Source organism: Cupriavidus basilensis, from assembly GCF_000876015.1.
Classification (GTDB): domain Bacteria; phylum Pseudomonadota; class Gammaproteobacteria; order Burkholderiales; family Burkholderiaceae; genus Cupriavidus; species Cupriavidus basilensis_B.
Window position 1 is genome coordinate 64,770 of the sequence record NZ_BBQM01000003.1, and the last position, 26,982, is coordinate 91,751.

The window sequence follows — 26,982 nt, forward strand, 5'->3', positions numbered from 1 at the left end:
CGGAATGGTTAGCAGGATAATAGTTTGCAACCTAACTATATGGTTGCTATCATTCCCTCCATGCCCCCGCTCGACGCCCTCCGTTTCGCCTTCACCGGCCAGCTCATGCTGGCCGGCCGCCAATGGCGTCACATCTCGCAGGGCGCGGTGACCGCCTACGGCATCTCCGCCGCCGCGGCCGGGCCGCTGCTGTTCATCCGCCGCCTCGGCGGCGGTGTGCGGCAGGTCACGCTGGCCGACTACGTGGGGCTGGAAGGCGCGTCGCTGGTGCGGCTGGTCGACCAGCTTTCCGCCGCGGGCCTGGTGCGCCGCGAGGTCGACGCCAATGACCGCCGCGCCAACGCGCTGTGGCTGACCGACGCCGGCGAGGAACTCGCCACCAAGATCGAGGCCGAGCTCAAGCAGTTGCGCGCGGATGTCTTCGCGGGCCTGACGGAGCAGGATTTCGAAGGCGCGCTGCGCGTGCTCGACGCGCTCTCGCGCGCGGCCGCCGCCGCGGGCGGCAATGCCGGCAACATCACCATCTCCGGCCTCACGGAATCCTGACGGCAATGATGACCTGGCCTTCCGGAAGAGACTGGCTCTTTTCCTTCAAAGCCTTCGTGGCCGCCATGCTGGCGCTGTTCATCGCGCTCTATCTTGGCCTGCCGCGCCCGTACTGGGCGATGGCTTCCGTCTATATCGTGGCGCACCCGCTGACCGGCGCGACGCGCTCCAAGGCGCTGTACCGCGTGCTCGGCACGCTGCTGGGCGCGGCCGCCGCCGTGGTCATGGTGCCCACGCTGGTCAACGCGCCGGCGCTGCTGATGGCGGCGGTGGCGGTGTGGACCGGCGTGCTGCTGTACGTGGCGCTGCTGCACCGCACGCCGCGCAGCTACGTCTTCATGCTGGCGGCCTACACGCTGCCGCTGGTGGCGCTGCCTTCGGTCAACGACCCCGGTGGCATCTTCGACATCGCCGTGGCGCGCGCCGAGGAAATCTGCATCGGCATCCTGTGCGCCAGCGTGGTCGGCTCGCTGCTGTTCCCGGCCGACGTGGCCACGGTGCTGCGCCAGCGCTCGGCCCAGTGGCTCGGCGACGCCGCGCTGTGGGCCACCGACATGCTGTGCGCGGACGCCGCCGCCAAGGTCTCGCGCCATCACAGCCGGCACCGGCTGGCGGCCGACATCCTGGCGCTGGACCAGCTCATCAGCCAGCTTTCCTACGACACCGAGACCGCCGCGCGCGTGCGGCAGGCGCAGGAGCTGCGCGGGCGCATGACCATGCTGCTGCCGGTGCTGTCGTCGCTGGCGGCGGTGGTGGAAGCCCTGCACCAGAACCCGGCCGGCATGCCCGGGCGGCTGTCGCGCAACATGGCGCGGGTGCAGAAGTGGATCGCCGGCGGCGCGCAGGCGCCGCTGCCCGAGCTGGAGCTGCCGCAGGCGTCGCCGATGGCGGACGCGCAGGCCCGGCTCGATGCCACGGAGGCCGACGATGGTGCCGAGGGCGCCGAAGGCGCGCGCGGCCCGGACTGGCACGACGCGCTGGCCGCCACCGCCGAGGGCCGCCTGCGCGAGCTGATGGAGCTGTGGCAGGACTGCGTGGCATTGCAGCGCCGCGTCGGCGCGGCCGCGCCGGAAGCGGAGTGGACGCCGGCGTTCCGGCGCTGGGAAGTCGGCGCCGCGCGCCATTACGACCACGGCATGCTGCTGTTTTCCACGGTGACGGTGGCGCTGGCCATCTTCAGCATGGGCATGATCTGGATCTGGTCCGGCTGGGCCGACGGCGCTGGCGCGGTGGCGCTGGGCGCGGTCGCCTGCTGCTTCTTCGCGGCGCTGGACGAGCCCGCGCCGATGATCCATTCGTTCTTCACCTGGAACGTGGTGTGCCTGGTGATCGCCACCATCTACCTGTTCCTGGTGCTGCCCAACGCGCACGACTTCGAGATGCTGGTGCTGATGTTCTCCGCGCCCTACCTGGCGATCGGCGTGCTGATGGCGCAGCCGCGGCTGGCCCTGATCGGCCTACCGCTGGCGGTCATCACGGCCAACGACATCGGCATCCAGGGCGCCTACAGCGCGGACTTCCAGGCCTTCTTCAACGGCAACGTGGCCGGTATCGCGGGCATCCTGTTCGCGCTGATCTGGACCCTGGTGTTCCGCCCGTTCGGCACCCGGGTGGCGGCGCGCCGGCTGGTGCGCGCGAGCTGGGACGACATCGCCCGCAACGCCACCGGGCGCGAGCCCGGCGAGCACGCCCACCTGCGCGCGCGCATGCTGGACCGCCTGGCGCAACTGGTGCCGCGGCTGGCCGCCAGCGAGAGCGAGCTGTCCACCGACGGCTTCTCCGAAGTGCGCGTGGAGCTGAGCACGTTGGCATTGCAGCGCGAGATGCCGGACCTGGCGCCGGACCACCAGCATGCCGTGCGGCGCGTGCTGCACGGCGTGGCCAGCTACTACCAGGCGCGCCTCGACGCGCGCGCCGAGGCGCCGCCGCAGGTGCTGCGCGAGCGCATGGGCAAGGCCATCCGCGCCGTCGCCACGCGCGCCGACCACGCCTCGCGCGAGGCGTTCGCGGCGCTGGTGGAGATGCACGTGGCGCTGTTCGCCGCGGCGCCGCCGGCACCGCTGCCGCCGCCGTCCGGTCCGGCCGGGAGCCGATGATGGTCATGGCAATGAATAACCGTTACCCACGCGGAGGCGCGCAATGAGCGGCGAGATCGACGTCTACGGCGTGTTTGTCCCGAGCCTGCTGGCATGGATGCTGGTGGCTTTCCTGATTACCGCCTGCGCGCGCGCCGTGCTGGCGCGCACGGGCTTTTACCGGCTGGTCTGGCACCGGTCGCTGTTCAATCTGGCGTTTTACGTGATCGTGCTGGGTGGCGTCGTCTACCTCGCGCATCGGCTGCAGTCATGAAACTGAATCTTCGCACGCTCGGACCTGTGGTCCTTACCCTCGTCGTCACCGCGGTCGCGGTGGTCGTCGTCAAGCACCTGTGGGACTACTACACCATCGCGCCGTGGACGCGCGACGGCCACGTGCGCGCCGACGTGGTGCAGATCGCGCCGGACGTGTCGGGCCTCGTGACCAAGGTGCTGGTCAAGGACAACCAGCTCGTGCGGCGCGGCCAGCCGCTGTTCGAGATCGACCGCGACCGCTTCGCGCTGGCGCTGCAGCAGGCGCAGGCCACGCTGGCCGCGCAGAGCGCCACGCTGGCGCAGGCGCGGCGCGAGTCGCGCCGCAGCCAGACGCTCTCGGAAGTGGTCTCCAAGGAAGTGGTGGAAGAAGGCCTGGCCAAGGTCCAGCAGGGCGAGGCCGCCGTGCAGCAGGCACAGGCCGCGGTCGACCTGGCGCGCCTGAACCTGACGCGCACCAGCGTGCTCAGCCCGGTGGACGGCTACGTCAACGACCGCCTGCCGCGCCTGGGCGACTACGTCACCACCGGCCGCCCGGTGCTGTCGATGGTGGACGCCAACTCGTTCCACGTGGAAGGCTATTTCGAGGAAACCAAGCTGCACGGCATCCACATCGGCAACCCGGTGGACATCCGCATCATGGGCGAGTCGCGCGTGCTGCACGGCCACGTGCAGAGCATCGCCGCCGGCATCGAGGACCGCGACCGCACCAACGGCTCGAACCTGCTGCCCAACGTCAACCCGACCTTCAACTGGGTGCGGCTGGCGCAGCGCATCCCGGTGCGCATCGTGCTGGACGAGCCGCCGCCCGACCTGCGCCTGGTGGCGGGCCGCACCGCCACCGTGTCGGTGCGCGAGGCGCGCGCGCAGGGTCCGGCGCAAGAGAGCGGCAAGGCCGCCTCGGCCCCGGCCGCGGCCAGCCAGGGAGCGGCGCGATGAACGCGCTGCGCCTGGCCCTGCTGCCGGCGCTGGTGCCGCTGCTGTTCGCGTGCACCACGGTGGGCCCCGACTACCGCGTGCCGGACGATGCCGCCATCCATGCGCCGGCCGCCAACGGCGCGCTGCTCGGCGCCGACAACGCGGCCGTCTCCGTCGGCGAGGTGCCGGACGGCTGGTGGCGCCTGTACGACGACCCGAAGCTCGACCAGCTCGTGCAGCAGGCGCTGGCCGCCAACACCGACCTGCGCGTGGCCTCGGCCAACCTCAAGCGCGCCATCGCGGTCTATCACGAGGTGGAGTCGGAGAACCTGCCGCAGGGCGCCTTCGGCGCCAGCGTGGCGCGCGGGCAGATCGCCGGCGAGCCGCTGCTGCACGAAGAGAAGATCCCGGTGTTCAACTTCGGCGACGTGGGGCTCAACGTCTCCTACCTGATCGACTTCTTCGGCAAGCTGGCGCGCGCGGACGAAGCCGCGCTGGCCGGCGCGCAGGCCAGCGCCGCCGCGCTCGACCAGGCCCGCGTGGTGGTGGCGGTCGAGACCGTGCGCGCCTACGTGCAGGGCTGCGCCGCCACGCACGAGCTTGAAGTGGCCGAGCACCAGCTCGTGCTGCAGAACCGCGGCGTGGAGATCGCCCGCAAGATGGTCGAGGCCGGCCGCGGCCAGCCGGTCGACCTGCTGCGCGCCGAGGCCCAGTCCGACGCGCTGCGCGCCAACCTGCCGCGCTTCAAGGCCGAGCAGGACGGCGCGGCCTATCGTCTCGCGGTGATGCTGGGCAAGCCGCCCACCGCGGAGTCGCGCGCCGAATACGCCTGCCATGAGGAGCCGCGCCTGACCCAGCCGCTGCCGGTGGGCGACGGCGCCGCGCTGCTCAAGCGCCGGCCCGACGTGCGCCAGGCCGAGCGCGAGCTGGCCGCCGCCACGGCGAAGATCGGCGTGGCCACGGCGGACCTGTACCCGTCCATCCGCATCGGCGCCTCCACCGGCCTGAGCGGCATTCTCGACCACCTCGGCCAGGGCCAGACCGCGCACTGGACCGTGGGCCCGCTCATCACCTGGAACCTGCCGACCAACGGCACGCGCGCGCGCATCCACGGCACCGAGGCCGGCGCCGAGGCCGCGCTGGCGCATTTCGACGGCGTGGTGCTCAAGGCGCTGCGCGAGACCCAGACCGCGCTGAGCAGCTACACGCGCGAGCTGGAGCGCGCCGGCGCGCTGCGCGACGCGCGCGACAAGGCCAGCGAGGCCGCGCGCCAGAACCGCCAGCTCTACCAGGCCGGCCGCTCGCCGTACCTGTCCAGCCTCGACGCGGACCGCACGCTGGCCAGCACCGAGGCCCAGCTCGCCGCGGCGCAAAGCCAGGTCGCGCTCGACCAGATCAGCCTGTTCCTCGCGCTCGGCGGCGGCTGGCAGGGCGCGCCAAAGGTCGAAGCGCATACAATGGGCGAGCGCTGAGCCGGCCTGCCTTCGGTCCGGCCGGCCGGTCTCTCATTATTCGAAGCACAACATGGCAATCACTCCTTTCCCCTATTCCCGTTTTTCCCTCGGCAAGACGCTGGCCGCGGCCGTGGCCGCGCTCGGCATCGCCGTCTCGGGCGCCGCGCTGGCGCAGGAGCAGGCCGTGCGCGTGGGCACCGTCAGCGGCCCCGACGCGCAGGTCTGGCAGGTGGTCCAGAAAGTGGCCAGGCGCAACGGCCTCGACGTCAAGGTCGTGGAGTTCAACGACTACGTGCAGCCCAACGCCGCGCTCGACGCCGGCGACCTCGACGCCAACAGCTTCCAGCACCAGCCGTACCTCGACAGCCAGATCAAGCAGCGCGGCTACAAGATGACGAGCGTGGGCTACACCTACATCTCGCCGCTGGGCATCTACTCGCAGAAGCTCAAGTCGCCCAAGGACCTGCCGCCGGGCGCCAAGGTGGCGGTGCCCAACGACCCGTCCAACGAGAACCGCGCGCTGCTGCTGCTGGCCGCGCAGGGCGTGATCAAGCTCAAGCCCGGCGTGGGCAGCAACGGCGTCAACGCCACGCCGCTAGACGTGAGCGACAACCCGAAGAAGCTGAAGCTCGTCGAGCTCGACGCGGCGCAGCTCGCGCGCGCGCTGCCCGACGTGGCCGCTGCCGTGATCAACACCAACTACGCGCTGGCGGCCGGCCTGCAGCCGCTGCGCAACGCCATCGCGCTGGAAGACATCCACAGCCCGTACGCCAACATCATCGTGGTGCGCACGCAGGACAAGGACAAGCCGTGGGTGAAGAAGCTGGTGGCGGCGTACCAGTCGGAGGAAGTGCGCCAGTTCATGAAGAGCGAGTTCAAGGGCGCGATGGTGCCGTCGTTCTGAGCTGTCGGGTTTGACGGGCGGGCGCGGCGCATTCGCGGGCGCCTGCCCTCTCCCCCGACCCCTCTCCCGCACGCGGGAGAGGGGAGCAAACCTGAAGCGATTGACGAAGCCCGCGAACGGGCCCACGCCGCGCGAGCCAGCCCAAGCAAGGTGTCCTCCCTCTCCCCTCACGGGGAGAGGGGCGGGGAGAGGGGCGGTTCGGCTAGGAGCCACATCAAGCGAAGCCAACGGTGTTACCCAACACACCAGCCCCATCCAGCACCCCCGCCAATTTAGGACAAGTCCTAAATACGGAGCACTCCCCCGCACGTACACTGGGAACCGATGCGCACGAGCCACCTCGGCCCGCGCCGGAACCGCTCCTCCACCATCGGACGCCATGTACGCAAAACTCCTCCTCCCAGCCCTTCTCGTCCTCGCCCTCGGCGCCTGCGGCAAGTCCGCGCCCGACGCGCAGGGCACGGCCCCGGCATCGGCCGCCGCGCAGCCGGCGACCGCGATCTCGGTGGACGCCATCGCCGCCGCGACCAAGGGATTCAGCGCCGGCAACCTGCTCAGCGCGAAGAAGGTCTACGTTTTCTTCGACCCGCAGTGCCCGCATTGCGGCGAGCTGTGGAAGGCCGCCACGCCGCTGATGTCCTCGGTGCATTTCACCTGGATCCCGGTGGCGCTGCTGACGCCGGAGCGTTCCGCGCAGCAGGGCGCCGCGCTGCTCGACAGCAAGGACGCGGTGAAGACCATGAACAGCCACGAGGCCACGCTGGCGACCGCGCAGCGCGGGCTCGACACCGCCGGCATGGTGCTGTCCGAGCAGGCGCTGGCGCAGGTCAAGGCCAATACCGAATACTTCCTGCGGCTGGGCATCACCAGCGTGCCGTTCGTCGTGTTCGCGGGCGAGGGCGGGCAGGCGCAGACCTTCGAGGGCGCGCTGTCCACCGATGCCCTGAAGGCCCGCCTCGGCGTCTGAGGCGGCGCGGCGGATTGCCACATGCGGCAATCCGCCGCGCGGGGTTTGTATAAGGCTTATCTGGCCGCCAGCCGCCTTGCCGGCGCCGTGCCGGCCAGCCCGGCCGCGCCGCTCCAGTAGACCCAGCTGCGCGTGCGCCGCAGCCGGTCCAGGTAGTCGTTCTCGAAGCCGCGCGGGAAGCGGCTCGCGGCTTGCCGCGCGGCGTCCTGCAGGCCCGCCGCTTCCCACACCCGGATCGTGCCCGAGGCGAGCCGGCCGGCCATGCCGAGGTCGAAGTAGGGCACGGCCAGGCCGAGGTGATGGCGCGACTGCGACACGCCCGCGCTCCAGTCGCGCATGGCGTCGGCCAGCGCCAGCAGCGCCGCCGAGAACGACTGGCGGGTGCGCGCCATCAGCATGCGGCCGCTGAGCACGCCGTCCACGAGGTCGCGCTGCGCGTCCGACAACCGCGCGCGCTCGAAGCTGCCCAGCGTCGGATGGCGCGCGGCGAGCAGGCGCAGGCAATCGGCCAGCCCGGTGGCGCCTTCGTCGTCGATGGCGAGCGCGGGGCAGCGCGGGTCGGCGTCGGAGAGCAGCGGCAGCACTTCGGCCGCGTGGCGCGGCGAGGCCAGTTCATGGACGGTGTGCGCGATGCCGGCGTCCTGCATGAACAGCGCGAGCGTGGCGCAGGCCGGGCATCCTTTCGATACGAAGAGTTGGTACATCGCGAGGACGAGACATCCCGTCCCCCAGGGCAAGGTATTGCCGGGGGAGAAATGCCGTTCGGGGGGAGGTCTGGACAGGCGGACTTTACGGCCGCGCCGCGCGCGCGGAAAGAATCAGATCCGGCGAATATGACCGGATCAGCGCAAGCCGCCGCATCTGCGCGGCACGCCCGCAATAGTCCCGCGGTATTCCCGCGGTATTCCCGCAGTACCTCGCTGTCGCCCCCGGCGCGCGGCTACACCACGATCTCGCGGTGCTGGCGCGGCATGCGCGCGAGCAGGTCGGCCAGCTTCTTCAGCGCCAGCGCCAGGCGCGCGCGCTCCTTGACGCCGCCCAGCGAGATGCGGATCGCGTTGGGCGGGTTGGGCCCGGCGTGGAAGGCGTCGGAGGCGGTCACGCGCAGGTCTTCGGCGTGCGCGGCCTGGGTCAGCTCGCGCGAGGTCCAGTAGCTCGGCAGCAGGTGCCACATGTGGATGCCGGCCGAAGGCGGGTGGCCGAGGCTGCCCAGCATGCCGCGCGCGAGCGCCAGGCGCGCGGCGCATTCGGCGCGGATGTTGCCCAGCAGCGCAAGGGCCGTGCCGTCGTGCACCCACTGCGTGGCCAGCGCGGTGGACAGCGGCGTGGACATCAGCGCGAACGAGCGCAGCGCGGCCAGCACCGCGCCCTGGTCGGCGGCCGGCGGCGTGACGAGGTAGGCGGTGCGCAGGCCCGGGCTCAGGCATTTGGACAGCGTGGCGATGTAATAGACGTGCGCGGGCGAGTAGTGCGCCAGCGGTGGCGGCGCGTGCGGCGTCAGCAGCCAGTACGGGTCGTCCTCGATGATGGCGATGCCGCGCTGCTCGGCCACGCGCGCGATGTCGCGGCGGCGCTGCGCCGGCATGGTGCGGGCGTTGGGGTTCTGCGAGGTCGGGTTGAGGTAGGCCACGCGCGCGCCGTGCTCGCGGCAGGCCGCCTCCAGCGCGTCGGGGCGCATGCCCTGGTCGTCCGCGGCGACGCTCGCCACCGCGCGGCCGAGCTGCTCGGCGGCCAGCCGCAGGCCCGGGTAGCACAGCGGCTCGGTGACGATGGTGCCGCCGGGCGGCGTGAGCGCGAGGATCAGCGCGGCCAGCGCGGCCTGCGCGCCGGGACAGGCGACCAGCCGCGCGGGCGCCACCTCGCCCAGCATCGGCGCCAGCCACAGCGCGCCGGCGGCCTTGTCGGGGCTGCTGCCGCCGCCCAGCTGGTAGGTCATCAGCAGGTTGGCGTCGGTGCGCATCAGCACCTGCGACATGCCGCGCCGCAGCAGGTCGTCGAAGTCGAGCCCCTCGGGCGGCGGCGGCACGTTCATGCTGAGGTCCACCATCTGCGCCAGTTCCACCGTGGGCGCGGCGACGAAGGTGCCGAGCGCGCCGCGCGCCTCCACCAGGTGGCGGCGCTTGGCTTCGGCCAGCGCGCGGGTCACGGTGGTGAGGTCCACGCCGAGCAGCTCGGCGAGCTGGCGCTGGGGCGGCAGGCGGTCGCCCGGACTGAGCCCGCCGTCGGCCACGGCCTGCTCCATCGCGGCCACCACCTGCAGGTAGCGCGCGCCCTTGCCGGGGCGGAAATCGGGTAGCCACGCCGGCCGCGCGGCGGTTTCCGTGGCTGGCTCTCGTGGGGTGGATTTTCTAGGCATAAACCCTCGTTGTATGGCTTTTGTCTTACCTTAAGATCCGGCACCGCATCGCATTAAGCCATACATTGAGCCGTTTTGTATGCCCTCCCGCCTTCGTGGCGGCCGTCGCTCGCAGCAAGCCCTCGCCCCATGTATTCCGCGTGCCGTGGCATTCCGTCCCGACAAGTGCATAGGTTATGTGATGCATAACTAAGGTGATTCAGATATGCGCAAATCGACGGCCGGGCCAGCCATGGCGATCCGGCGCCCCCTACATGCCCGGGCAAAGGCGTGGGCCGGCAAGCTGCCGGGCTCCGCGCTGGCCTGCGGAGCCGCAGCGGCGCTGCTGCTCAACGGTTGCTCGATGGAACTCTTCTCCCCGAAGGGCGCCATCGGGCACCAGGAAAAATCGCTCATCGTCATCTCGCTCGCGCTGATGCTGATGGTGGTGATTCCGGTCATCGTCCTCACGCTGTATTTCGCCTGGCGCTACCGCGCTTCCAACACGCGCGCGACCTACGCGCCGAAGTGGGCGCACTCCACCGCCATCGAGGTGGTGGTGTGGACCATCCCGTGCGTGATCGTGATCTTCCTCGGCATCCTGATCTGGGACACCACGCACAAGCTCGACCCGTACCGGCCCATCGAGTCGGCCGCCGAGCCGGTGGAAGTGGAGGTGGTCGCGCTGAACTGGAAATGGCTGTTCATCTATCCGCAGTACGGCGTGGCCTCGCTCAACCAGCTGACGATTCCGGTGGATACGCCGGTCAACTTCCGGATCACGGCCGAGTCGATGATGAACTCCTTCTTCATCCCGCAACTGGGCAGCCAGGTCTACGCGATGGCGGGCATGCAGACGCGCCTGCACCTGATCGCCGACACGCCGGGCGTGTATCTCGGCCAGTCCGCCGCGTTCAGCGGGCAGGGCTTCTCCGACATGCACTTCAAGACCTTCGCCACCTCGCGCGCCGACTTCGAGCGCTGGATCGCCGAGGCGAAGCAGTCCGCCCGGCCGCTCGACGAGAAGGCCTTCCGCATGCTCGAGCGCCCCAGCAGCAAGGACCCGGCCACGCTGTACTCGAGCGTGGCGCCGGCGCTGTTCGCCGGCGTGGTGAACAAGTACATGAAGGGCGGCGACGCGATCTGCCGCGCGAACAGCCCGGTCACGCTGGAGGCCGCCGCCCCGCCCGCCGCCGTGACAGTTGCCACGCCCGCCGCCGCGCCCGCCTCCCGGGACCTTTCGCAAGTCTCGATTCCGCGCTCCGGCGCCACGGCCACGGAGCTATAAGCCATGTTTGGAAAACTCACCCTCGACGCCATCCCGTACCATGAGCCGATCATCATGGGCACGCTGGCGGTCGTCCTGCTGGGCGGCGTCGCGCTGCTCGGCGCGATCACCTACTTCGGCAAGTGGAAGTACCTGTGGACCGAGTGGTTCACCTCGGTGGACCACAAGAAGATCGGCGTGATGTACATCATCATGGCGCTGGTGATGCTGCTGCGCGGCTTCGCCGACGCCATCATGATGCGCGCGCAGCAGGCCCTGGCCTACGGCGACGCGGCCGGCTACCTGCCGCCGCACCACTACGACCAGATCTTCACCGCGCACGGCGTGATCATGATCTTCTTCGTGGCCACGCCGTTCATCCTCGGCCTGATGAACGTGATCGTGCCGCTGCAGATCGGCGCGCGCGACGTGGCCTACCCGTTCGTCAACTCGCTGAGCTTCTGGCTGGCGGTGGCGGGCGCGGTGCTGGTGATGCTGTCGATGTTCGTCGGCGACTTCGCCGCCACCGGCTGGGTCGCCTACCCGCCGCTGTCGGAGCTCGGCTACAGTCCGACGGTCGGGGTGGACTACTACATATGGTCCCTGCAGGTATCGGGGCTGGGCACCACGCTGACCGGCATCAACTTCATCGTCACCATCCTGCGCATGCGCGCGCCCGGCCTGAACCTGATGAAGATGCCGGTGTTCACGTGGACCGCGCTGATCACCAACATCCTGATCGTGGCGGTGTTCCCGGTGCTGACCGCGACGCTGGCGCTGCTGACCGCCGACCGCTATCTGGGCATGCATTTCTTCACCAACGAGCTCGGTGGGAATGCCATGATGTACATCAACCTGATCTGGGTCTGGGGCCACCCCGAGGTGTACATCCTGATCCTGCCGTGCTTCGGCGCGTTCTCGGAAATCATCTCGACGTTCTCGGGCAAGCCGCTGTTCGGCTACAAGTCGATGGTGTACGCCACCTCGTCGATCGGCATCCTCTCGTTCTTCGTCTGGCTGCACCACTTCTTCACGATGGGCTCGGGCGCCAACGTCAATGCCTTCTTCGGCATCATGACCTCGATCATCTCGATCCCGACCGGGGTCAAGCTGTTCAACTGGCTGTTCACGATGTACCGCGGCCGCATCCGCTACCACTCGTCGACGCTGTGGACCATCGGCTTCATGGTGACGTTCGCCATCGGCGGCATGACCGGCGTGCTGCTGGCGGTGCCGGGCGCGGACTTCGTGCTGCACAACAGCCTGTTCCTGGTGGCCCACTTCCACAACGTCATCATCGGCGGCGTGGTGTTCGGCTGCCTGGCGGCGATGAGCTTCTGGTTCCCCAAGGTGTTCGGCTTCACCCTCAACGAGCGCTGGGGCAAGATCTCGTTCTGGTGCTGGCTGGTGGGCTTCTACCTGGCCTTCATGCCGCTCTACGTGCTCGGCTTCAAGGGCATGACGCGCCGGATGAACCACTACGCCAACGTCGACTGGCATCCCTACCTGGTGGTGGCGCTGTGCGGCGCGGTGATCATCGGCGCCGGCATCCTGGCGCTGCTGATCCAGCTCTACGTCAGCGTGCGCGACCGCAAGCAGAACATGGACCCGACCGGCGACCCGTGGAACGGCCGCAGCCTGGAATGGGCCACGGCCTCGCCGGCGCCGTTCTACAACTTCGCCCACGTGCCGCACATCACCTCGCTCGAGCAGCACTGGGACGACAAGGAAAGCGGCCGCGCCTACGTGCAGCCCGCGCGCTACGAGGACATCCACATGCCGAAGAACACCGGCGCCGGCATCATCATCTCCGGCTTCAGCCTGGTGCTGTGCTTCGCGCTGGTGTGGCACATCTGGCCGCTGGCCATCGTCGCGCTGGCCGGCATGATCGGCACCTTCATCCTGCGCAGCTACGACCGCGACGTGGACTACTACGTGCCGGCGGCGGAAGTCGAGCGCATCGAGAACTCGCGCTACGCGAAGCTGCAGGAGGCGGCGTAAACCATGAGCAATACCATGACCGCGCACACGCACGCGCATTCGCACGCCCACGCGGCGCACGACCACGCCCATCACGACGACGGCACCAAGACCACGCTCGGGTTCTGGATCTACCTGATGAGCGACTGCCTGATCTTCTCGGTGCTGTTCGCCACCTTCGGCGTGCTGGCGGGCAACACCGCCGGCGGGCCGGGCGGGCGCGAGCTGTTCGAGCTGCCGTTCGTGCTGGGCGAGACCATGCTGCTGCTGCTCAGCAGCTTCACCTTCGGCGTGGCGATGCTGTACATGCATTCCGGGCGCAGCCAGATGGTGGTGCGCTGGCTGGGCGTGACCTTCCTGCTCGGCGCCGGCTTCATCGCGATGGAGCTGTACGAGTTCACCGAGCTGCTGCACCGCGGCGCGGGCCCCGGCGTGAGCGCGTTCCTGTCCTCGTACTTCACGCTGGTCGGCACCCACGGCCTGCACGTGACCTGCGGGCTGGTGTGGATCGCCGTGATGATGCACCAGATCAAGCGCTTCGGCCTGGACGGCGTCACCAGCCGCCGCCTGAACTGCCTGAGCATGTTCTGGCACTTCCTGGACCTGATCTGGATCTGCGTCTTTACCTTCGTTTACCTGCGTGAGTTCGTATGAAGACCAAGCATCTCCACCCGGCCGGCGCCGCCGACGCCGCGCACGGCAGTTTCAAGGGCTACGTGGTCGGCTTCGTGCTGTCGGTGCTGCTGACCTTCGCCTCGTTCGGCGCCGTGATGCTCGACGTGGTGCCGCGCCACCTGGGCCTGGCGGCCATCGTCGCGCTGTGCGTGGCGCAGCTGCTGGTGCAGCTCGTGTTCTTCCTGCACATGGGCGCCGCGCGCGACCAGCGCCAGAACACCGCCATCTTCATCTGCAGCGCGCTGCTGATCGCCATCATCGTGGCGGGCTCGCTGTGGGTCATGCATAACGCCAACGTCAACATGATGCCGACGCAGATGTCGATGGAGCGCGCCAAGATGCGCGACTAGCCGGCCCGGCCGGCTCCGCGCGCACCGCCGCGCCGCCTTTTCAATTCCACCGCACGGAATTGAAGGGCTGCAAAGCGGGGCGCGCGGGCCTATTCTCGTCTCCAACAAACGGGGCACCGCGCCGCTGGCGCACGGTGCCCCGGATTCCACGGAGACGACAGTGCATTCCCTTTCCCGTCGCGTCGCCAGCAGGCTGGCCGCGCTATCCGCCGCGCCGCTCGGCGCGTGCTTGTCCGCGCTGGCCCTCGCCGCCGCGTGCCTGCCGGCCACCGCCACGGCGGCCTTTCCCGACAAGCCCATCCGCATCGTGGTGCCGTTCTCCCCGGGCGGCGGCACCGACCTGATCGCGCGCACCATCGGCGTGGCCATGTCGCAGGACCTCGGCCAGCCCGTGGTGGTCGACAACAAGCCCGGCGGCGGCACCATCATCGGCACCGACAACGTGGCCAAGAGCGCGCCGGACGGCTACACGCTGGTGATGGCGACCTTCGCGCACGCCGTCAACCCGAGCCTGCAGCCCAAGCTGCCCTACGCCACCGACAAGGCGTTCGCGCCGGTGGTGCTGGTGGGCCGCTCGCCCAACGTGCTGGTGGTGCGCCCGGACAGCCCGTACCAGACCGTGCAGGACCTGATCGCCGCGGCCCGCGCCAACCCCGGCAAGATCTCGTTCGCCTCGCAGGGACCGGGCACCTCGGCGCACCTCGCCGGCGAGCTGTTCAAGAGCCTGGCCAAGGTCAACCTCAACCACATTCCCTACCGCGGCGCCGGCCCGGCCATCACCGACCTGCTCGGCGGCCAGGTGGACCTGATGTTCGCCACCGCCTCGGCGGTCGGCAACCTGCTGGAGTCCGGCAAGCTGCGCGCGCTCGGCGTGACCAGCGCGCAGCGCTCCACCAGCCCCGACCTGGCCAGGGTGCCGACCATCGCCGAGAGCGGCGTGCCCGGCTACGTGGCGGAAAGCTGGTACGGGCTGTTCGCGCCCGCCGGCACGCCGGCGCCGGTCATCGCCCGCCTCAACGCCGCGGCCAGGAAGGCCGTGGCCACCGACGCCTTCCGCAAGCGCGCCGACGCCGAGGGGCTGATCGTCAGCCCCGGCACGCCGGAGGCGTTCGGCCGCTACGTGCGCGGCGAGCAGGCGCGCTGGAGCCAGGTCGTCAAAGACGCAAAGATCACCATCAACTGAACCGAGCCGCAGCCAGACACACCATGACCGACTATTCTTTCATCGAGCTGGAAACGCAGGACGGCATCGCCGTGCTGACCCTCAACCGCCCCGACAAGCGCAACGCCATCACCGACGACATGCGCAGCGAGCTGATCGACGCGCTGGAGCGCGTCACCGCCGAGCGCGGCATCCGCGCGCTGGTGCTGACCGGCAGCGGCAAGGGCTTCTGCGCCGGCGGCGACGTGGCCGGCATGCAGAAGCGCATGGACGCGCCGCAGGGCGAGGTCGGCTTCAACGGCTGGGCGCGCCAGCAGCGCGTGCATCACTCGGTGGCGCTGCTGCACGACATGCCCAAGCCGACCATCGCCGCGGTCAACGGCGCGGCCGCCGGGCTGGGCGCCGACATGGCGATGGCCTGCGACTTCGTGGTCGCCTCGGAGAGCGCCAGCTTTGCCTGGTCCTACATCCACCGCGGGCTGATCCCCGACGGCGGCGGCATGTATTTCCTGCCGCGCCGCACCGGCCTGTCCAGGGCCAAGGAACTGATCTTCAGCGGGCGCAAGGTGGACGCGGCCGAGGCGCTGCGGCTCGGCATCGCCGACCGCGTGAGCGCGCCGGACGCGCTGCTGGCCGACGCGCGCAACTGGGCGGCGGAGCTGAGCCACGGCTCGCCCACCGCGCTGGCGCTGGGCAAGTCCATCCTCAACCAGAGCTTCGAGCTGCCGGCCGGGCAGGTGTTCGCGCAGGGCAGCCAGGCGCAGGGTATCTGCTACACCAGCAGCGAGCACCGCGCGTCGGTGCTGGCCTTCCTCAACAAGACCGCGGCCGCGGCGAAGGGCTGACGCGATGGCATCCGACCTGATTTCCAACGCGGCCACCGCCTCCACCGCTTCCGCCATCGCGCGCCTGGTCAAGCCGCGCAGCGTGGCGGTCATCGGCGCCTCGGCCGACCCGGCCAAGACCTCGGGCCGCCCGGTGTCCTACCTGACGCGGCACGGCTTCGGCGGCGCCATCTACCCGGTCAACCCGAAGGTGGACACCATCGGCGGCATCCGCTGCTACCCGGACATCGGCTCGCTGCCCGAGGTGCCGGACGTGGGCATCGTGCTGCTCGGCGCCGAGCGCGCGCAGCACGCCGTGCGCGAGCTGGCCGCGCGCGGCACCGGCGCGGCCATCGTGCTGGCCAGCGGCTACACCGAGACCGGCGCCGAGGGCGCGCGCCGCCAGGCCGAGCTGGTCGAGGCGGCCGGCAGCATGCGCCTGCTCGGGCCCAACACCATCGGGCTGGTCAACGTGACCGACGGCATTCCGCTGTCGGCCAGCGGCGCGCTGGAGATGGAGCATTTCCCGGCCGGCAGCATCGGCGTGGTGTCGCAGAGCGGCGGCATCCTCGGCGCCCTGCTGTCGCGCGCCGCGGCGCGCGGCATCGGCCTGTCCAAGCTGGTCTCCACCAGCAACGAGGCCGACCTCGACCTGGCCGACTTCATCGACTACCTGGCCGACGACGAAGCCACCCGCGTGATCGCGCTGTACGTGGAAAGCGTGCGCGACCCGGCGCGCTTCCGCGCCGCCGCGCTCAAGGCGGCGGCCGCCGGCAAGCCCGTGGTGGCCTTCAAGATCGGCCGCTCCGAGGCCGGCGCGCGCGCGGCGGTCTCGCATACCGGCGCGCTGGCCGGCGCCGACCGCATGTACGACGCGCTGTTCCGCCAGGTCGGCGTGATCCGCGCGCAGACCTTCGCCGACCTGATCGACATTCCCGCCGCGCTGGCGGCCGGGCGCGTGCTGCGCGGCCGGCGCGTGGCGGTGCTGACCTCGACCGGCGGCGCCGGCACGCTGGTGTCGGACAGCCTGGGCGTGTCCGGCTTCGAGACGCCGCCGCCCGACGCGGCCACCGCGGCGCAGCTGCGCGCGCTGCAGAACGGCGACCACGCCGCGCTGGACCGCAACCCGATCGACGTCACGCTGGCCGGCCTGCAGCCCGACCTGCTGCGCGCGGCCATCCGCACGCTGCTCGACAGCCCGGGCTACGACGCCGTGGCGGTGATCGTCGGCTCCTCCGGCCTGGCCATGCCGGACCTGATGGCCGACGCCATCCGCGACTGCCTGCCGGGCAGCGACAAGCCGGTGCTGGCCTACGTCAGCCCGCACGCGCCGCACGTGGCCGCGGTGCTGAACCAGCGCGGCGTGCCGGCCTTCAGCGCGCCGGAAAGCTGCGCCGCGGCGCTGGGCGCGATGTTCGACGCGGCGCGCCTGCGCGCGGCGGCGGAGCAGGCGTTGGCGGCCGCGCCTGTCGCGCCTGTCGCGCCCGCCGCCGGCATCGCGGACCTGCCGTCCGGCTCGCTCGACGAGGCGCAGGCCAAGGCGCTGTTCGCGCGCTTCGGCGTGCCCACGGTGCGCGAGACGGTGGTGCGCGACGATGCGCAGGCGCAGGCCGCCGCGCGCGCGCTCGGCGAGCGCGTGGTGCTGAAGATCCTGTCGTCGGAGATCACGCACAAGAGCGACGTCGGCGGCGTGGCGGTCGGCGTGGCGCCGCAGGACGTGCCCGCGCGGCTGGCGGCGATGCGCGCCGAGGTGGCCGGCCACACCGGCCGCGAGCCGGAGCGCTTCCTGGTGCAGGAGATGGTCGGCGGCGGCGTCGAGATGATCCTCGGCCTGCACCGCGACGCGCTCGGCACCGCGGTGCTGCTCGGCATGGGCGGCGTCGCCGCCGAGCTGTTCCAGGACACCACCCTGCGCCTGCTGCCGCCCGGCGGTGCGCTGTCGCGCGAAGAGGCGGCGGCGATGGCGCGCGAGCTCAAGACGTGGCCGCTGCTGGACGGCTACCGCGGCCGCCCCAGGGCGGACGTGCCGGCGCTAGCCGAGGCCATCGTCGCGTTCTCGCGCATGGCCGCCGCGCTCGGCGAGCGGCTGGTGGAGGCCGAGATCAACCCGGTGTTCGTGCTGCCGGCCGGGCAGGGCGTGCGCGCCGCCGACGGCGTCGCGGTCATCGCCTAGCCGGGACTCGCGCCGGGGGCTCGCGCGCCGGGCCGGTCTGTGCCAGACTGCTGCCCTCGGCGCCGCATTTCCGTCCAGCGGAAATGCGGCGTCCCATGCCATCGGAGGCCGCAGTGGATTCGGAGGATGCAAGCAGCCGCGCGCGCGGGCGGCCAGCCAGCCAGCTTGCCAACCGCTCGCTGGAGCGCGGCATCGCGCTGCTGCGCGCGTTCCGGCCCGGCTCCGAGGTGCTCGGCAATGGCGAGCTGGCCGAGCGCACCGGGCTGGCGCGCTCCACCGTCAGCCGCCTGACGCAAAGCCTGGTCGAGACCGGCTTCCTGCAATACGACCCCGACCTGCGCGCCTACCGCCTCGGCGCGCCGGTGCTGAGCCTGGCGCACGCCATGCGCACCGGCTCCACCGTGCTGCAGCTGGCCGCGCCGCTGATGCGCGAGCTGGCGCAGGCCGAGCACATCAACGTCGGGCTGGCGATGGCCGACCAGGACGAGATGGTCTACCTGGAATCGATCCGCTACAGCCGCAAGGTGTCGCTGCGCAACGTGGTGACGGGCCAGCGCGTGCCCATCGCGCTGACCTCGCTGGGCCGCGCCTGGCTGGCGGCCGCGCCCGCGCATGAGCGCGAGGCGCTGATGCGGCAGTTCCGCCAGCGCTTCTCCGCGCACTGGCCCGAGCTGGAAGCGGAGATCCTCGAGGCCATCGACCACGTGCAGCGGCACGGCTGGTGCGCCGCCGGCTGGCAGCCCGAGGTGGTGGCGCTGTCCACGCCGATGCAGCTTGGCCACTATCCGCTCCACGTGCTCAACGTCAGCACCTCCACGCGCGCCGGCGTGGCGGCGGCCAGCCGCGAGCTCAGGCCGCACCTGATGCGGCTGGCGGCGCAATTGCGGCAGGCCTTCGAGCAGGCGCGGCCGGACTGACGGGACGGGCAGGGCGCACATGGCGCGGCGGCGCGGATCGGTCCGTCCGCCGCGCCACGTGGCTGGCCGGCCATTTCCCGCGCCGCGGTCGGGCGGCGCCTGACTGCCTTCCTGCGCTTCTTCCTGCATCTCCTCCTCATCCCGCCGGGGACCGCGTCCGCATAATTACTTGACATATAAACTATATAGATCTAAATTAAATTGCGCCCCACGATAACGGAACCGCTGAATGGCCGGATGCCGGAACAGCGGCCGGAACAGCGCAACGGACGAGCGCAAGCTCAAGGAGACCTGGTGATGAAGATCGTTTGCATCGGCGGCGGCCCGGCGGGCCTGTATTTCGCGCTGCTCATGAAGCAGCAGAACCCGCGGCACGAGATCGTGGTGGTGGAGCGCAACAAGCCTTATGACACCTTCGGCTGGGGGGTGGTGTTCTCGGACGCCACGATGGACAACATGCGCCGCTGGGACCCCGTCACGGCCGACGCGATCCAGCAGGCCTTCAACCACTGGGACGACATCGAGCTGGAATTCAAGGGCCAGGTGATCCGCTCGGGCGGGCACGGCTTCGTCGGCATCGGCCGCAAGAAGCTGCTCAACATCCTGCAGGAGCGCTGCGAGCAGCTTGGCGTGAAGCTGGTGTTCGAGACCGAGGCCGACTCCGACACCGACTATCCCGACGCCGATCTCGTCATCGCCAGCGACGGCATCAATTCCCGCGTCCGCGACAAGTATGCCGGGACCTTCCGGCCCGACGTGGTGGTGCGGCCCAACCGCTATATCTGGCTGGGCACGCACAAGCTGTACGACGCCTTCACCTTCCTGTTCGAGAAGACCGAGCACGGCTGGTTCCAGGCGCACATCTACAAGTTCGACGACAAGACCACCACCTTCATCGTCGAATGTCCCGAGCACGTGTGGCTCGCGCACGGGCTGGACAAGGCCGACCAGGAACAGTCGATCGCCTTCTGCGAGAAGCTGTTCGCCGCCAACCTCAAGGGCGCCCCGCTGATGACCAACGCGCGCCACCTGCGCGGTTCGGCGTGGCTCAACTTCCAGCGCGTGGTGTGCGAACAGTGGTGGCTGCGCAATGCGCACGGCAGCCACGTGGTGCTGATGGGCGACGCCGTGCACACCGCGCACTTCGCCATCGGCTCGGGCACCAAGCTCGCCTTCGAGGACGCCATCGAGCTGACCCGGCAGTTCCGCCTGCTCGGCGACAGCCCCGACCAGATCGAGGCCGTGCTCACGCGCTACCAGGAAGCGCGCCGCATCGAGACGCTGCGCCTGCAGAACGCGGCGTGGAACGCGATGGAATGGTTCGAGGTCTGCGGTGAGCGCTACTGCGACCAGTTCGAGCCGCCGCAGTTCATGTACTCCATGCTCACGCGCAGCCAGCGCATCAGCCACGAGAACCTGCGCCTGCGCGACCAGCCGTGGCTGGAAGGCTACGAGCGCTGGCTGGCGCGGCGCGCGGGCGTGCCGGTGGCGGACGGCAGCGCGCCGCCGCCGCCGATGTTCACGCCGTACACGGTGCGCGGGGTCACGCTCAAGAACCGTATCGTGGTCTCGCCGATGGCGCAGTACTCGGCCGTGGACGGCGAGCCCGGCGACTATCACCTCGTGCATCTGGGCGCGCGCGCGATGGGCGGCGCCGGGCTGGTGTTCGCCGAGATGACCTGCGTCAGCGCCGAGGGCCGCATCACACCGGGATGCCCGGGCATGTACACGCCGCGGCAGCAGGCGGCGTGGCAGCGCATCGTCTCGTGGATCCATGCCAGCACCGACGCGAAGTTCGCCATGCAGATCGGCCATGCCGGCGCCAAGGCGTCGACGCGCGCGGCCTGGGACGGCATCGACCAGCCGCTGGCGTCCGGCAACTGGCCGGTGATGGCGGCCTCGCCGCAGCAGTATCTCGAAGGCGTGAGCCAGACCGCGCGCGAGATGAGCCGGCGCGACATGGACGAAGTCAAGGCGCAGTTCGTCAACGCGGCCAAGGCCGCGGCGGAGATCGGCGTGGACTGGCTCGAGCTGCATTGCGCGCACGGCTACCTGCTGTCGGGCTTCATTTCGCCGCTGACCAACCACCGCACCGACGAATACGGCGGCAGCCTGGCCAACCGCCTGCGCTATCCGCTCGAGGTGTTCGCCGCGGTGCGCGCCGCATGGCCGCAGGACAAGCCGATGTCGGTGCGCATCTCCGCGCACGACTGGGTCGAGGGCGGCATCACGCCGGACGACGCGGTGGAGATCGCGCGCGCGTTCAAGGCCGCGGGCGCCGACATGATCGACTGCTCCTCGGGCCAGGTCAGCAAGAAGGAGAAGCCGGTCTACGGCCGCATGTTCCAGACGCCGTTCGCCGACCGCATCCGCCAGGAAGCGGGCATCCCGACCATCGCCGTGGGCGCCATCAGCGAAGCCGACCACGCCAACAGCATCCTCGCCGCGGGCCGCGCCGACCTGTGCGCGGTGGCGCGCCCGCACCTGGCCAACCCGGCGTGGACGCTGACCGAGGCGGCCAAGATCGGCTACGCGCCGGTGGACTGGCCGCGCCAGTACCGCTCAGCCAAGGCCCAGATGGAGGCGAACTTCGCGCGCGAGAAAGCCGCTTCGGCGAACTGACGCACGGCGACCATCCACACCGCACCGAGGAGACCGCGACATGGCCGACAGCGCCCACGTCGACACGTTCGCCCGCGACAACCTGCCACCGGCCGAACTCCAGCCGGCGTACCGGTTCGAGCTGCCCGAGCTGCAGTTCGGCGAGCGCCTGAACTGCGCCACCGAGCTGCTCGACCGGCACGTCGGGCAGGGCCGCGGCGAGCGCATCTGCATCCGCGCGCCGGGGCTGGCGTGGACCTACGCCGAGCTGCGGGACAAGGCCAACCGCATCGCCAACGTGCTGGTGCGCGACATGGGGCTGGTGCCGGGCAACCGCGTGCTGCTGCGCGCGCCCAACAACCCCATGCTGGTGGCGTGCTGGTTCGCGGTGATGAAGGCCGGCGGCATCGCGGTGGCCACCATGCCGCTGCTGCGCGCCAAGGAGCTCAAGGCCATCGCCGCGATCGGCCGCGTCACGCACGCGCTGTGCGACGCGGCGCTGGCCGCCGAGTTGCGCCTGACCGCGCTCGACGCGCCGGCGCTGCGCCAGATCCGCCATTTCAACTACGACGGGCCGGACAGCCTGGAAGCGGCGATGGAGCGCGCCTCGCCGCATTTCGACAACGTCGACACCGCGGCCGACGACACCTGCATCTTCGGCTTCACCTCGGGCACCACCGGCGTGCCCAAGGCGACCATGCACTACCACCGCGACGTCATGGCCATCTGCGCCTGCTGGCCGCGCCACGTGCTGCGCGCGAACGAGGACGACGTCTTCATCGGCAGCCCGCCGCTGGCGTTCACCTTCGGCCTGGGCGGGCTGGTGCTGTTCCCGATGTCGCTGGGCGCCTCCACGGTGCTGCTGGAGAAGGCCAGCCCGCCGCAACTGCTGGACGGCATCGGCGAATTCGGCGCCACCGTGCTGTTCACCGCGCCCACGTCCTACCGCACGCTGGCCGCGCGCAGCATCGAGGTGCGGCGCACGCCGCTGCGCAAATGCGTGTCGGCCGGCGAGGTCCTGCCGGCGGCCACGCGCGCGCTGTGGAAGGAGGCCACCGGCATCGAGCTGATCGACGGCATCGGCGCGACCGAGATGCTGCACATCTTCATCTCGCACGACGAGCGCGGCGCGCGCCCGGGCGCCACCGGCAAGCCGGTGCCCGGCTACCGCGCCAGGGTGGTGGACGCCGACGGCCGCGAAGTGCCGCCGGGCACCGTGGGCCAGCTTGCCGTGCAGGGTCCGACCGGATGCCGCTACCTGGCCGACGCGCGCCAGCGCGACTACGTGCGCGACGGCTGGAACCTCACCGGCGACGCCTACCTGATGGATGCCGACGGTTATTTCTTCTACCAGGCACGCGCCGACGACATGATCGTCTCGGCCGGCTACAACATCGCCGCGCCCGAGGTGGAGGACGCGCTGATCCTGCATCCGGCCGTGGCCGAGTGCGCGGTGATCGGCGTGCCCGACGGCGAGCGCGGCCAGATCGTCAAGGCCTTCGTCGTGCTGCGCCCGGGGCAGGCCGGCGACGCGGCGATGGCGAAGGCGCTGCAGGACTTCGTCAAGCAGACCGTGGCGCCCTACAAGTACCCGCGCGCCGTCGAATTCACCGACAAGCTGCCGCGCACGCAGACCGGCAAGCTGCAGCGCTTCAAGCTGCACGGGCCGCAATGAGCGCGGGCTTGACCGTCAGGCAACCGACAAGAACCCAACCGACCTGGAGCCAATCGTCATGCAAGTCCTCCTTCCTCCCGGCTGGCCGCGCCCGCGCGGCTACGCCAACGGCGTATCCGCGCGCGGCCGCACGGTGTTCGTGGCCGGCATGATCGGCTGGGATGCCGACGGCGTGTTCCACACCGACGACCTCGCGGGGCAGGTGCGCCAGGCGCTGTCGAACATCGTCGCGGTGCTCGCGGCCGGCGGCGCCCGCCCCGAGCACATCGTGCGCATGACCTGGTACGTCACCGACAAGCGCGCCTACGTGGCCGCCTACCCGGAGATCGGCAAGGCCTTCCGCGAGATCATCGGCAGCTTCAACGCGGCCATGACCGCGGTGGAGGTCTCGGCGCTGATCGAGGACCGCGCCAAGGTGGAGATCGAAGTCACGGCGGTGGCGCCGGACTGAGGGCAAAAAAAAGAGCCCGTGCGGCGGACTCGAAGCGGCTCTCTCTGGTTCATCCTCTTGGCGGGTTTCTCCTCCAACTCTTCCGGTCGGGCGCTCGTGTCGAATGAGCGGGACCAGTGTAGCGGCGGAGGTTCGCCACGGCAGCTAGGGAAAGCGATCAGGCACGCCCGCGTGTTTCCACGCTTGCGCCGCGCTGCCGCCATCGCTATCGCTCCGGCCGGGTGATGCGCTCCACGGCACGGCGGATGACGGGCGCCGCCAACACGACGACCGGCAGCATGACCAGCCACGACATGGCCCACGAGCGCAGCCAGTGACCGATGAAGGTGCCTTCGGCGACGAAGGGCAGGTTCGCGATGGCCGCGGCGATCGCGCAGGTCAGTCCCGACTGGAGAACGCCAAAGACGAAATGGCCGTATCGGCTGGGAATATGCGGCATGGGGTCCGGCCTGCGTTTGCGAAGGCGTTTGCTGAGGCGTTTGCGACGGAGGAGAGGCGCCGGCGGGAGCGGCACGGCGCGCCGGCCGTGCCGCTCCCGGCCGCGCTACGCGAGTTGCGCCACCGCTTCCCGGGTCGTCCACAGCGCGTGCGCGAGGAACCGGTAGTTGATGATGGCGGCCAGATAACCGTCCCCGTCGGGCAGGCGTGGGCCGGCGGTGGCGTCCCGGACCACGGCGACCTCGAAGCCCTGTTCGATCAGTTCGCGCAGATGCGACTCGATGCACATGTTGGCTGCCATGCCGGCCAGGATGACCTGCGAGACGCCCTTCTTGCGCAACTGCAACACGAGATCGTTGGTCTCCGGGCCATAGACCTTGTGCGGCGAGGCGATGACGGTCTTGCCGTCGAGGATGTAGGGCTTGTATTCCTCGAGGAAGTCGGCGCCGGAACCCTCGAACTCGTCCACGGTGAGCGAGCCCTTGCGGTCGAACATGCCGATGCTGTGCATGACCTTCTCCAGGGGGCCGCCGAAATGCCATTCGTGGTCCTGGGGATAGTAGTAGTGCGGCGACACGGCGACCGTGATCGCGGCGGCCTTGGCGGCCTGGAACAACCGGCCGATGTTGGCCACCGTGTCGTTCTCCGTGATGCTGGCGCCGACCATCGACCAGGTTGCGCCCTGCGGGCTCAGGAAGTCGTTCTGGGGATCGACCACCACCAGCGCGGCCTTGGTGAGGTCCAGTCTGAAGCCGGTCGCCGGCAAGGCGGGGTTCGCCGGATCGGCGTAGGGGCTGGCCGCGGTCTGCTGGTTCGCGTCGGAGCTGCTTTGCTGGGTCATGACATTCCTCTGTGCTCGGGATGGATTGGTGCTTCGGGGACTGGCGGACGGCTCCCGCCGGATCCGGCCGGTCTCTTTTATAAGTGACCAGTCGGTTTATAAAAAACGGAAAAAAATCAGCGCAGCAGGCGCGGCAGGACAAGGCTCTCGAAACGCGCGAGCGCCGCGCCGCTGCGCTCGACCTTGCCGCGCATCACCGCGCCTTCGAAGCCTTCGACGAGAATCGCCGCGAGCGCGTCCGGATCCTGCCCGGCCGCCAGATCGCCGCGCTCCTGCGCTTCGCGCAGGCAGGCGCTCAGCGCGCTTTCCCAGCGGCCCAGCACGCCGGACAACACCTGCCGCGTTTCCGCGCTGTTGTTCGACAGCTCCAGCGACAGGTTGCCGATCAGGCAGCCCAGCGTGAAATCATGGCGGCGATGGTCCTCGGACAAGGCATGGAAGAACCGCGCAACGCGCTCGAGCGGCCGGACGCGCGCGTCGTACAGGAGCGGCCCGTGCCTGGCCTCGATCGACAGCCAGTAGCCTTCGAGGATCTCGCCGGCAAACGACTCCTTGCTGTCGAAGTAGTTGTAGAACGAGCCCTTCGGCACCTCGGCCGCGGCCGTGATGTCCTGCACGCCGCAGCCGTTGAAGCCCAGCTCGAGCACCACGTCGCGCCCGGCGGCCAGCAGGCGGGAACGGACTTCGGGATTGGCGGGTCTTGGCATGGTGGATCGTGCTATGGGTTGGGACGGGTTTTAAGATAGTCGGTCATCTATTTATTGTCAATGGGAAGTTGGTTTGTTTCGTTGATTGGATGATCGAGGGGGAGAAGCCCGGCGTGTTGCCGGCGTTCGGGACGACGCGCGCCAAGGGGAGGTGAGTCGTGCGCAGTGTTCACTTGCGGAAGACCGGCGTCATCGGACGTGTTCATTCTTCTGGTCGACATCGGGATGTCGTTTCGAATATTTCGAGTATTTCGAGAATGTGCTAGCATGGAACGCATGACTACCAAGCAGGCTTCCTCCCCTTCCCGCAAGCGACGTACCGCGCCGGCCGCCAGCCAGGCGACCAGGGCGCGCGCGGAGCCTGCCCGTGGCGTACCGATGTTCGAGCTGTCGTTCGACGTCGAGCCGGTCGTGTCCGTTGTCCGGCGCCACGTCAAGCTCAGCAAGGAAGCCGACGAGGCTATCACGCACGAACTGGTCGAATTGCTGGGGGGCGCGATCGTGCAGCTGCGGACCACGGAGCACAAGGCGCCGGCTCGACGGGCCGCGCCGGCTCGCAAGGAGGATCCGCTGCTCACCACCGAGCAGGCGGCGCGGCTCGTCGGCGTCAGCCGGCCCTACATGGCCAAGCTGATCGATTCCGGCGCGGTGGAACTGCATCAGAAGGTCGGCAACCAGCGCCGTGTGCTGCGCAGCGCCGTGACCCGCTGGCAGGAGGCTGAACGGGCGCGGCAGGCCAGGGCGCTCAAGCGTCTGACCGAGGATCTGGACGAGGAAATCCTCTCGTCGTGAGCATTCCTGTCGTTGCCGATGCCGATACGCTGTTTGCGGCCACGACGCGCGGGATGCTGATCTATCTCGACTACGAGGGGCCGATCAAGCTGCACTGGTCGCCGCTGATTCTCGATGAGGTTGGCCGGGCGCTGGTGGAGACCGGACGGAAGAAGACGCTGGAAGATGCCAGGGCGCACGAGGCGCGCATGCGCGATGCCTTGCCCAATGCGCTGGTGTCGGTGAAAGACGTGCAGGCCCAGTTCCAGGCCGTGGCGCCGGCAGTGCGGTCCGCGAAGGACGCGCACGTTGCAGCTTGCGCGCACTACCTGATCGCCGCCAAGGCATATCCCGGCACGCCGGCGGTCGCGCTGGTGTCGCGCAATACCAGGGATTTCAGGAAGGCCGCGCTCGCCGGGCTAGGTATCGTGCTGCAAAAGCCGGATGCCTTTCTCGACGGATTGACCGTGGCACAGCCGGATGAGGTCGCGGCGGCGTTCCGCCGGTTCCGTCTGGATCTGGCTTCCAGGCCCGAACCGGAGGCGCTGCTGGCGCGCCTGGAGCGGGATGGGCAGGTAAAGACCGCACAGCGGCTGCGCGGCTTGCATCAGGCGCGGACGATCGCGCTCTAGGCTGTTCCTCAGGCGATGGTGGCGCCCGGTCGATTTTCCGTCCCGG

At 70.0% G+C, this 26,982-nt stretch carries 25 protein-coding genes; 20 read left to right on the forward strand and 5 right to left on the reverse strand.

What is annotated here, in order from left to right:
* Positions 1 to 60 precede the first annotated feature (60 nt).
* The 7 genes from KF708C_RS01835 (at position 61) to KF708C_RS01865 (ending at position 7,137) form a co-directional block, all read left to right on the forward strand.
* On the forward strand, positions 61 to 546 hold the full coding sequence (locus tag KF708C_RS01835) for a MarR family winged helix-turn-helix transcriptional regulator (RefSeq protein WP_020423897.1): 486 nt from the start codon (positions 61 to 63) through the stop codon (positions 544 to 546).
* A 5-nt stretch (positions 547 to 551) separates the two neighbouring features.
* The gene (locus KF708C_RS01840; RefSeq protein WP_059410562.1) at positions 552 to 2,642 is read left to right on the forward strand and encodes an FUSC family protein; all 2,091 of its coding nucleotides are present in this window, start codon (positions 552 to 554) and stop codon (positions 2,640 to 2,642) included.
* A 43-nt stretch (positions 2,643 to 2,685) separates the two neighbouring features.
* Positions 2,686 to 2,895 carry a DUF1656 domain-containing protein gene (locus KF708C_RS01845; protein ID WP_020205178.1) on the forward strand — a complete coding sequence of 70 codons (210 nt, stop codon included), beginning with the start codon at positions 2,686 to 2,688 and terminating at the stop codon, positions 2,893 to 2,895.
* On the forward strand, positions 2,892 to 3,833 hold the full coding sequence (locus KF708C_RS01850) for an efflux RND transporter periplasmic adaptor subunit (protein ID WP_059410563.1): 942 nt from the start codon (positions 2,892 to 2,894) through the stop codon (positions 3,831 to 3,833). The genes KF708C_RS01845 and KF708C_RS01850 overlap by 4 nt, the downstream gene beginning before the upstream one ends.
* Positions 3,830 to 5,284, forward strand: a complete 1,455-nt coding sequence (locus KF708C_RS01855; RefSeq protein ID WP_059410564.1) for an efflux transporter outer membrane subunit — start codon at positions 3,830 to 3,832, stop codon at positions 5,282 to 5,284. Before KF708C_RS01850 ends, KF708C_RS01855 begins: the two co-directional genes overlap by 4 nt.
* Before the next feature lie 52 nt (positions 5,285 to 5,336).
* Complete coding sequence (locus KF708C_RS01860; RefSeq protein WP_059410565.1) at positions 5,337 to 6,170, forward strand: MetQ/NlpA family ABC transporter substrate-binding protein; 834 nt, start codon at positions 5,337 to 5,339, stop codon at positions 6,168 to 6,170.
* A gap of 379 nt (positions 6,171 to 6,549) precedes the next feature.
* Positions 6,550 to 7,137: a thioredoxin fold domain-containing protein gene (locus KF708C_RS01865; RefSeq protein WP_059410566.1), complete on the forward strand. Its 588-nt coding sequence runs from the start codon at positions 6,550 to 6,552 to the stop codon at positions 7,135 to 7,137.
* A 56-nt stretch (positions 7,138 to 7,193) separates the two neighbouring features.
* Here KF708C_RS01865 and KF708C_RS01870 read toward each other — a convergent pair whose 3' ends face one another.
* Complete coding sequence (locus KF708C_RS01870; protein ID WP_059410567.1) at positions 7,194 to 7,841, reverse strand: hypothetical protein; 648 nt, start codon at positions 7,839 to 7,841, stop codon at positions 7,194 to 7,196.
* Between the two features lie 236 nt (positions 7,842 to 8,077).
* Complete coding sequence (locus KF708C_RS01875; protein WP_059410568.1) at positions 8,078 to 9,493, reverse strand: aminotransferase-like domain-containing protein; 1,416 nt, start codon at positions 9,491 to 9,493, stop codon at positions 8,078 to 8,080.
* Positions 9,494 to 9,698: 205 nt separating this feature from the next.
* On the opposite strand from KF708C_RS01875, the gene cyoA reads away from it, so the two are divergent.
* The 11 genes from cyoA (at position 9,699) to KF708C_RS01930 (ending at position 23,547) form a co-directional block, all read left to right on the forward strand.
* Complete coding sequence (gene cyoA / locus KF708C_RS01880) at positions 9,699 to 10,760, forward strand: ubiquinol oxidase subunit II (RefSeq protein ID WP_231586359.1); 1,062 nt, start codon at positions 9,699 to 9,701, stop codon at positions 10,758 to 10,760.
* 3 nt (positions 10,761 to 10,763) lie between these two features.
* The gene (cyoB, locus tag KF708C_RS01885) at positions 10,764 to 12,740 is read left to right on the forward strand and encodes a cytochrome o ubiquinol oxidase subunit I (protein ID WP_059410570.1); all 1,977 of its coding nucleotides are present in this window, start codon (positions 10,764 to 10,766) and stop codon (positions 12,738 to 12,740) included.
* A gap of 3 nt (positions 12,741 to 12,743) precedes the next feature.
* A complete protein-coding gene (cyoC, locus tag KF708C_RS01890; RefSeq protein WP_059410571.1) occupies positions 12,744 to 13,373 on the forward strand; it encodes a cytochrome o ubiquinol oxidase subunit III in 630 nt (209 codons plus the stop codon).
* Positions 13,370 to 13,744 (forward strand): cytochrome o ubiquinol oxidase subunit IV, encoded by a 375-nt coding sequence (cyoD, locus tag KF708C_RS01895; protein WP_059410572.1) that lies wholly within the window; start codon positions 13,370 to 13,372, stop codon positions 13,742 to 13,744. Before cyoC ends, cyoD begins: the two co-directional genes overlap by 4 nt.
* Before the next feature lie 229 nt (positions 13,745 to 13,973).
* Entirely contained in the window at positions 13,974 to 14,927 is a 954-nt protein-coding gene (locus tag KF708C_RS01900; protein ID WP_020205168.1) for a tripartite tricarboxylate transporter substrate binding protein, read from the forward strand.
* Between the two features lie 23 nt (positions 14,928 to 14,950).
* Positions 14,951 to 15,751: an enoyl-CoA hydratase/isomerase family protein gene (locus KF708C_RS01905; protein WP_059410573.1), complete on the forward strand. Its 801-nt coding sequence runs from the start codon at positions 14,951 to 14,953 to the stop codon at positions 15,749 to 15,751.
* Positions 15,752 to 15,755: 4 nt separating this feature from the next.
* The gene (locus KF708C_RS01910) at positions 15,756 to 17,903 is read left to right on the forward strand and encodes an acetate--CoA ligase family protein (RefSeq protein ID WP_059410574.1); all 2,148 of its coding nucleotides are present in this window, start codon (positions 15,756 to 15,758) and stop codon (positions 17,901 to 17,903) included.
* Between the two features lie 113 nt (positions 17,904 to 18,016).
* A complete protein-coding gene (locus KF708C_RS01915; protein ID WP_020423895.1) occupies positions 18,017 to 18,820 on the forward strand; it encodes an IclR family transcriptional regulator in 804 nt (267 codons plus the stop codon).
* 297 nt (positions 18,821 to 19,117) lie between these two features.
* Positions 19,118 to 21,442 carry a bifunctional salicylyl-CoA 5-hydroxylase/oxidoreductase gene (locus KF708C_RS01920; RefSeq protein ID WP_059410575.1) on the forward strand — a complete coding sequence of 775 codons (2,325 nt, stop codon included), beginning with the start codon at positions 19,118 to 19,120 and terminating at the stop codon, positions 21,440 to 21,442.
* A 40-nt stretch (positions 21,443 to 21,482) separates the two neighbouring features.
* Positions 21,483 to 23,096 (forward strand): AMP-binding protein, encoded by a 1,614-nt coding sequence (locus KF708C_RS01925; protein WP_020204390.1) that lies wholly within the window; start codon positions 21,483 to 21,485, stop codon positions 23,094 to 23,096.
* Between the two features lie 58 nt (positions 23,097 to 23,154).
* Entirely contained in the window at positions 23,155 to 23,547 is a 393-nt protein-coding gene (locus KF708C_RS01930) for a RidA family protein (protein WP_020204391.1), read from the forward strand.
* Between the two features lie 205 nt (positions 23,548 to 23,752).
* On the opposite strand, the gene KF708C_RS01935 is transcribed toward KF708C_RS01930, so the two are convergent.
* The 3 genes from KF708C_RS01935 to KF708C_RS01945 form a co-directional block, all read right to left on the reverse strand.
* Positions 23,753 to 23,986 (reverse strand): DUF2798 domain-containing protein, encoded by a 234-nt coding sequence (locus tag KF708C_RS01935; RefSeq protein ID WP_059410576.1) that lies wholly within the window; start codon positions 23,984 to 23,986, stop codon positions 23,753 to 23,755.
* Between the two features lie 105 nt (positions 23,987 to 24,091).
* Positions 24,092 to 24,826: a cysteine hydrolase family protein gene (locus tag KF708C_RS01940; RefSeq protein WP_059410577.1), complete on the reverse strand. Its 735-nt coding sequence runs from the start codon at positions 24,824 to 24,826 to the stop codon at positions 24,092 to 24,094.
* Between the two features lie 116 nt (positions 24,827 to 24,942).
* Positions 24,943 to 25,533 carry a TetR/AcrR family transcriptional regulator gene (locus KF708C_RS01945; RefSeq protein ID WP_020204394.1) on the reverse strand — a complete coding sequence of 197 codons (591 nt, stop codon included), beginning with the start codon at positions 25,531 to 25,533 and terminating at the stop codon, positions 24,943 to 24,945.
* A 276-nt stretch (positions 25,534 to 25,809) separates the two neighbouring features.
* Here KF708C_RS01945 and KF708C_RS01950 point away from each other — a divergent pair, with 276 nt between their 5' ends.
* Both KF708C_RS01950 and KF708C_RS01955 read left to right on the forward strand, forming a co-directional pair.
* Positions 25,810 to 26,325, forward strand: a complete 516-nt coding sequence (locus tag KF708C_RS01950; RefSeq protein ID WP_059410578.1) for a helix-turn-helix domain-containing protein — start codon at positions 25,810 to 25,812, stop codon at positions 26,323 to 26,325.
* On the forward strand, positions 26,322 to 26,936 hold the full coding sequence (locus KF708C_RS01955) for a PIN domain-containing protein (RefSeq protein ID WP_020204396.1): 615 nt from the start codon (positions 26,322 to 26,324) through the stop codon (positions 26,934 to 26,936). Before KF708C_RS01950 ends, KF708C_RS01955 begins: the two co-directional genes overlap by 4 nt.
* Positions 26,937 to 26,982 lie beyond the last annotated feature (46 nt).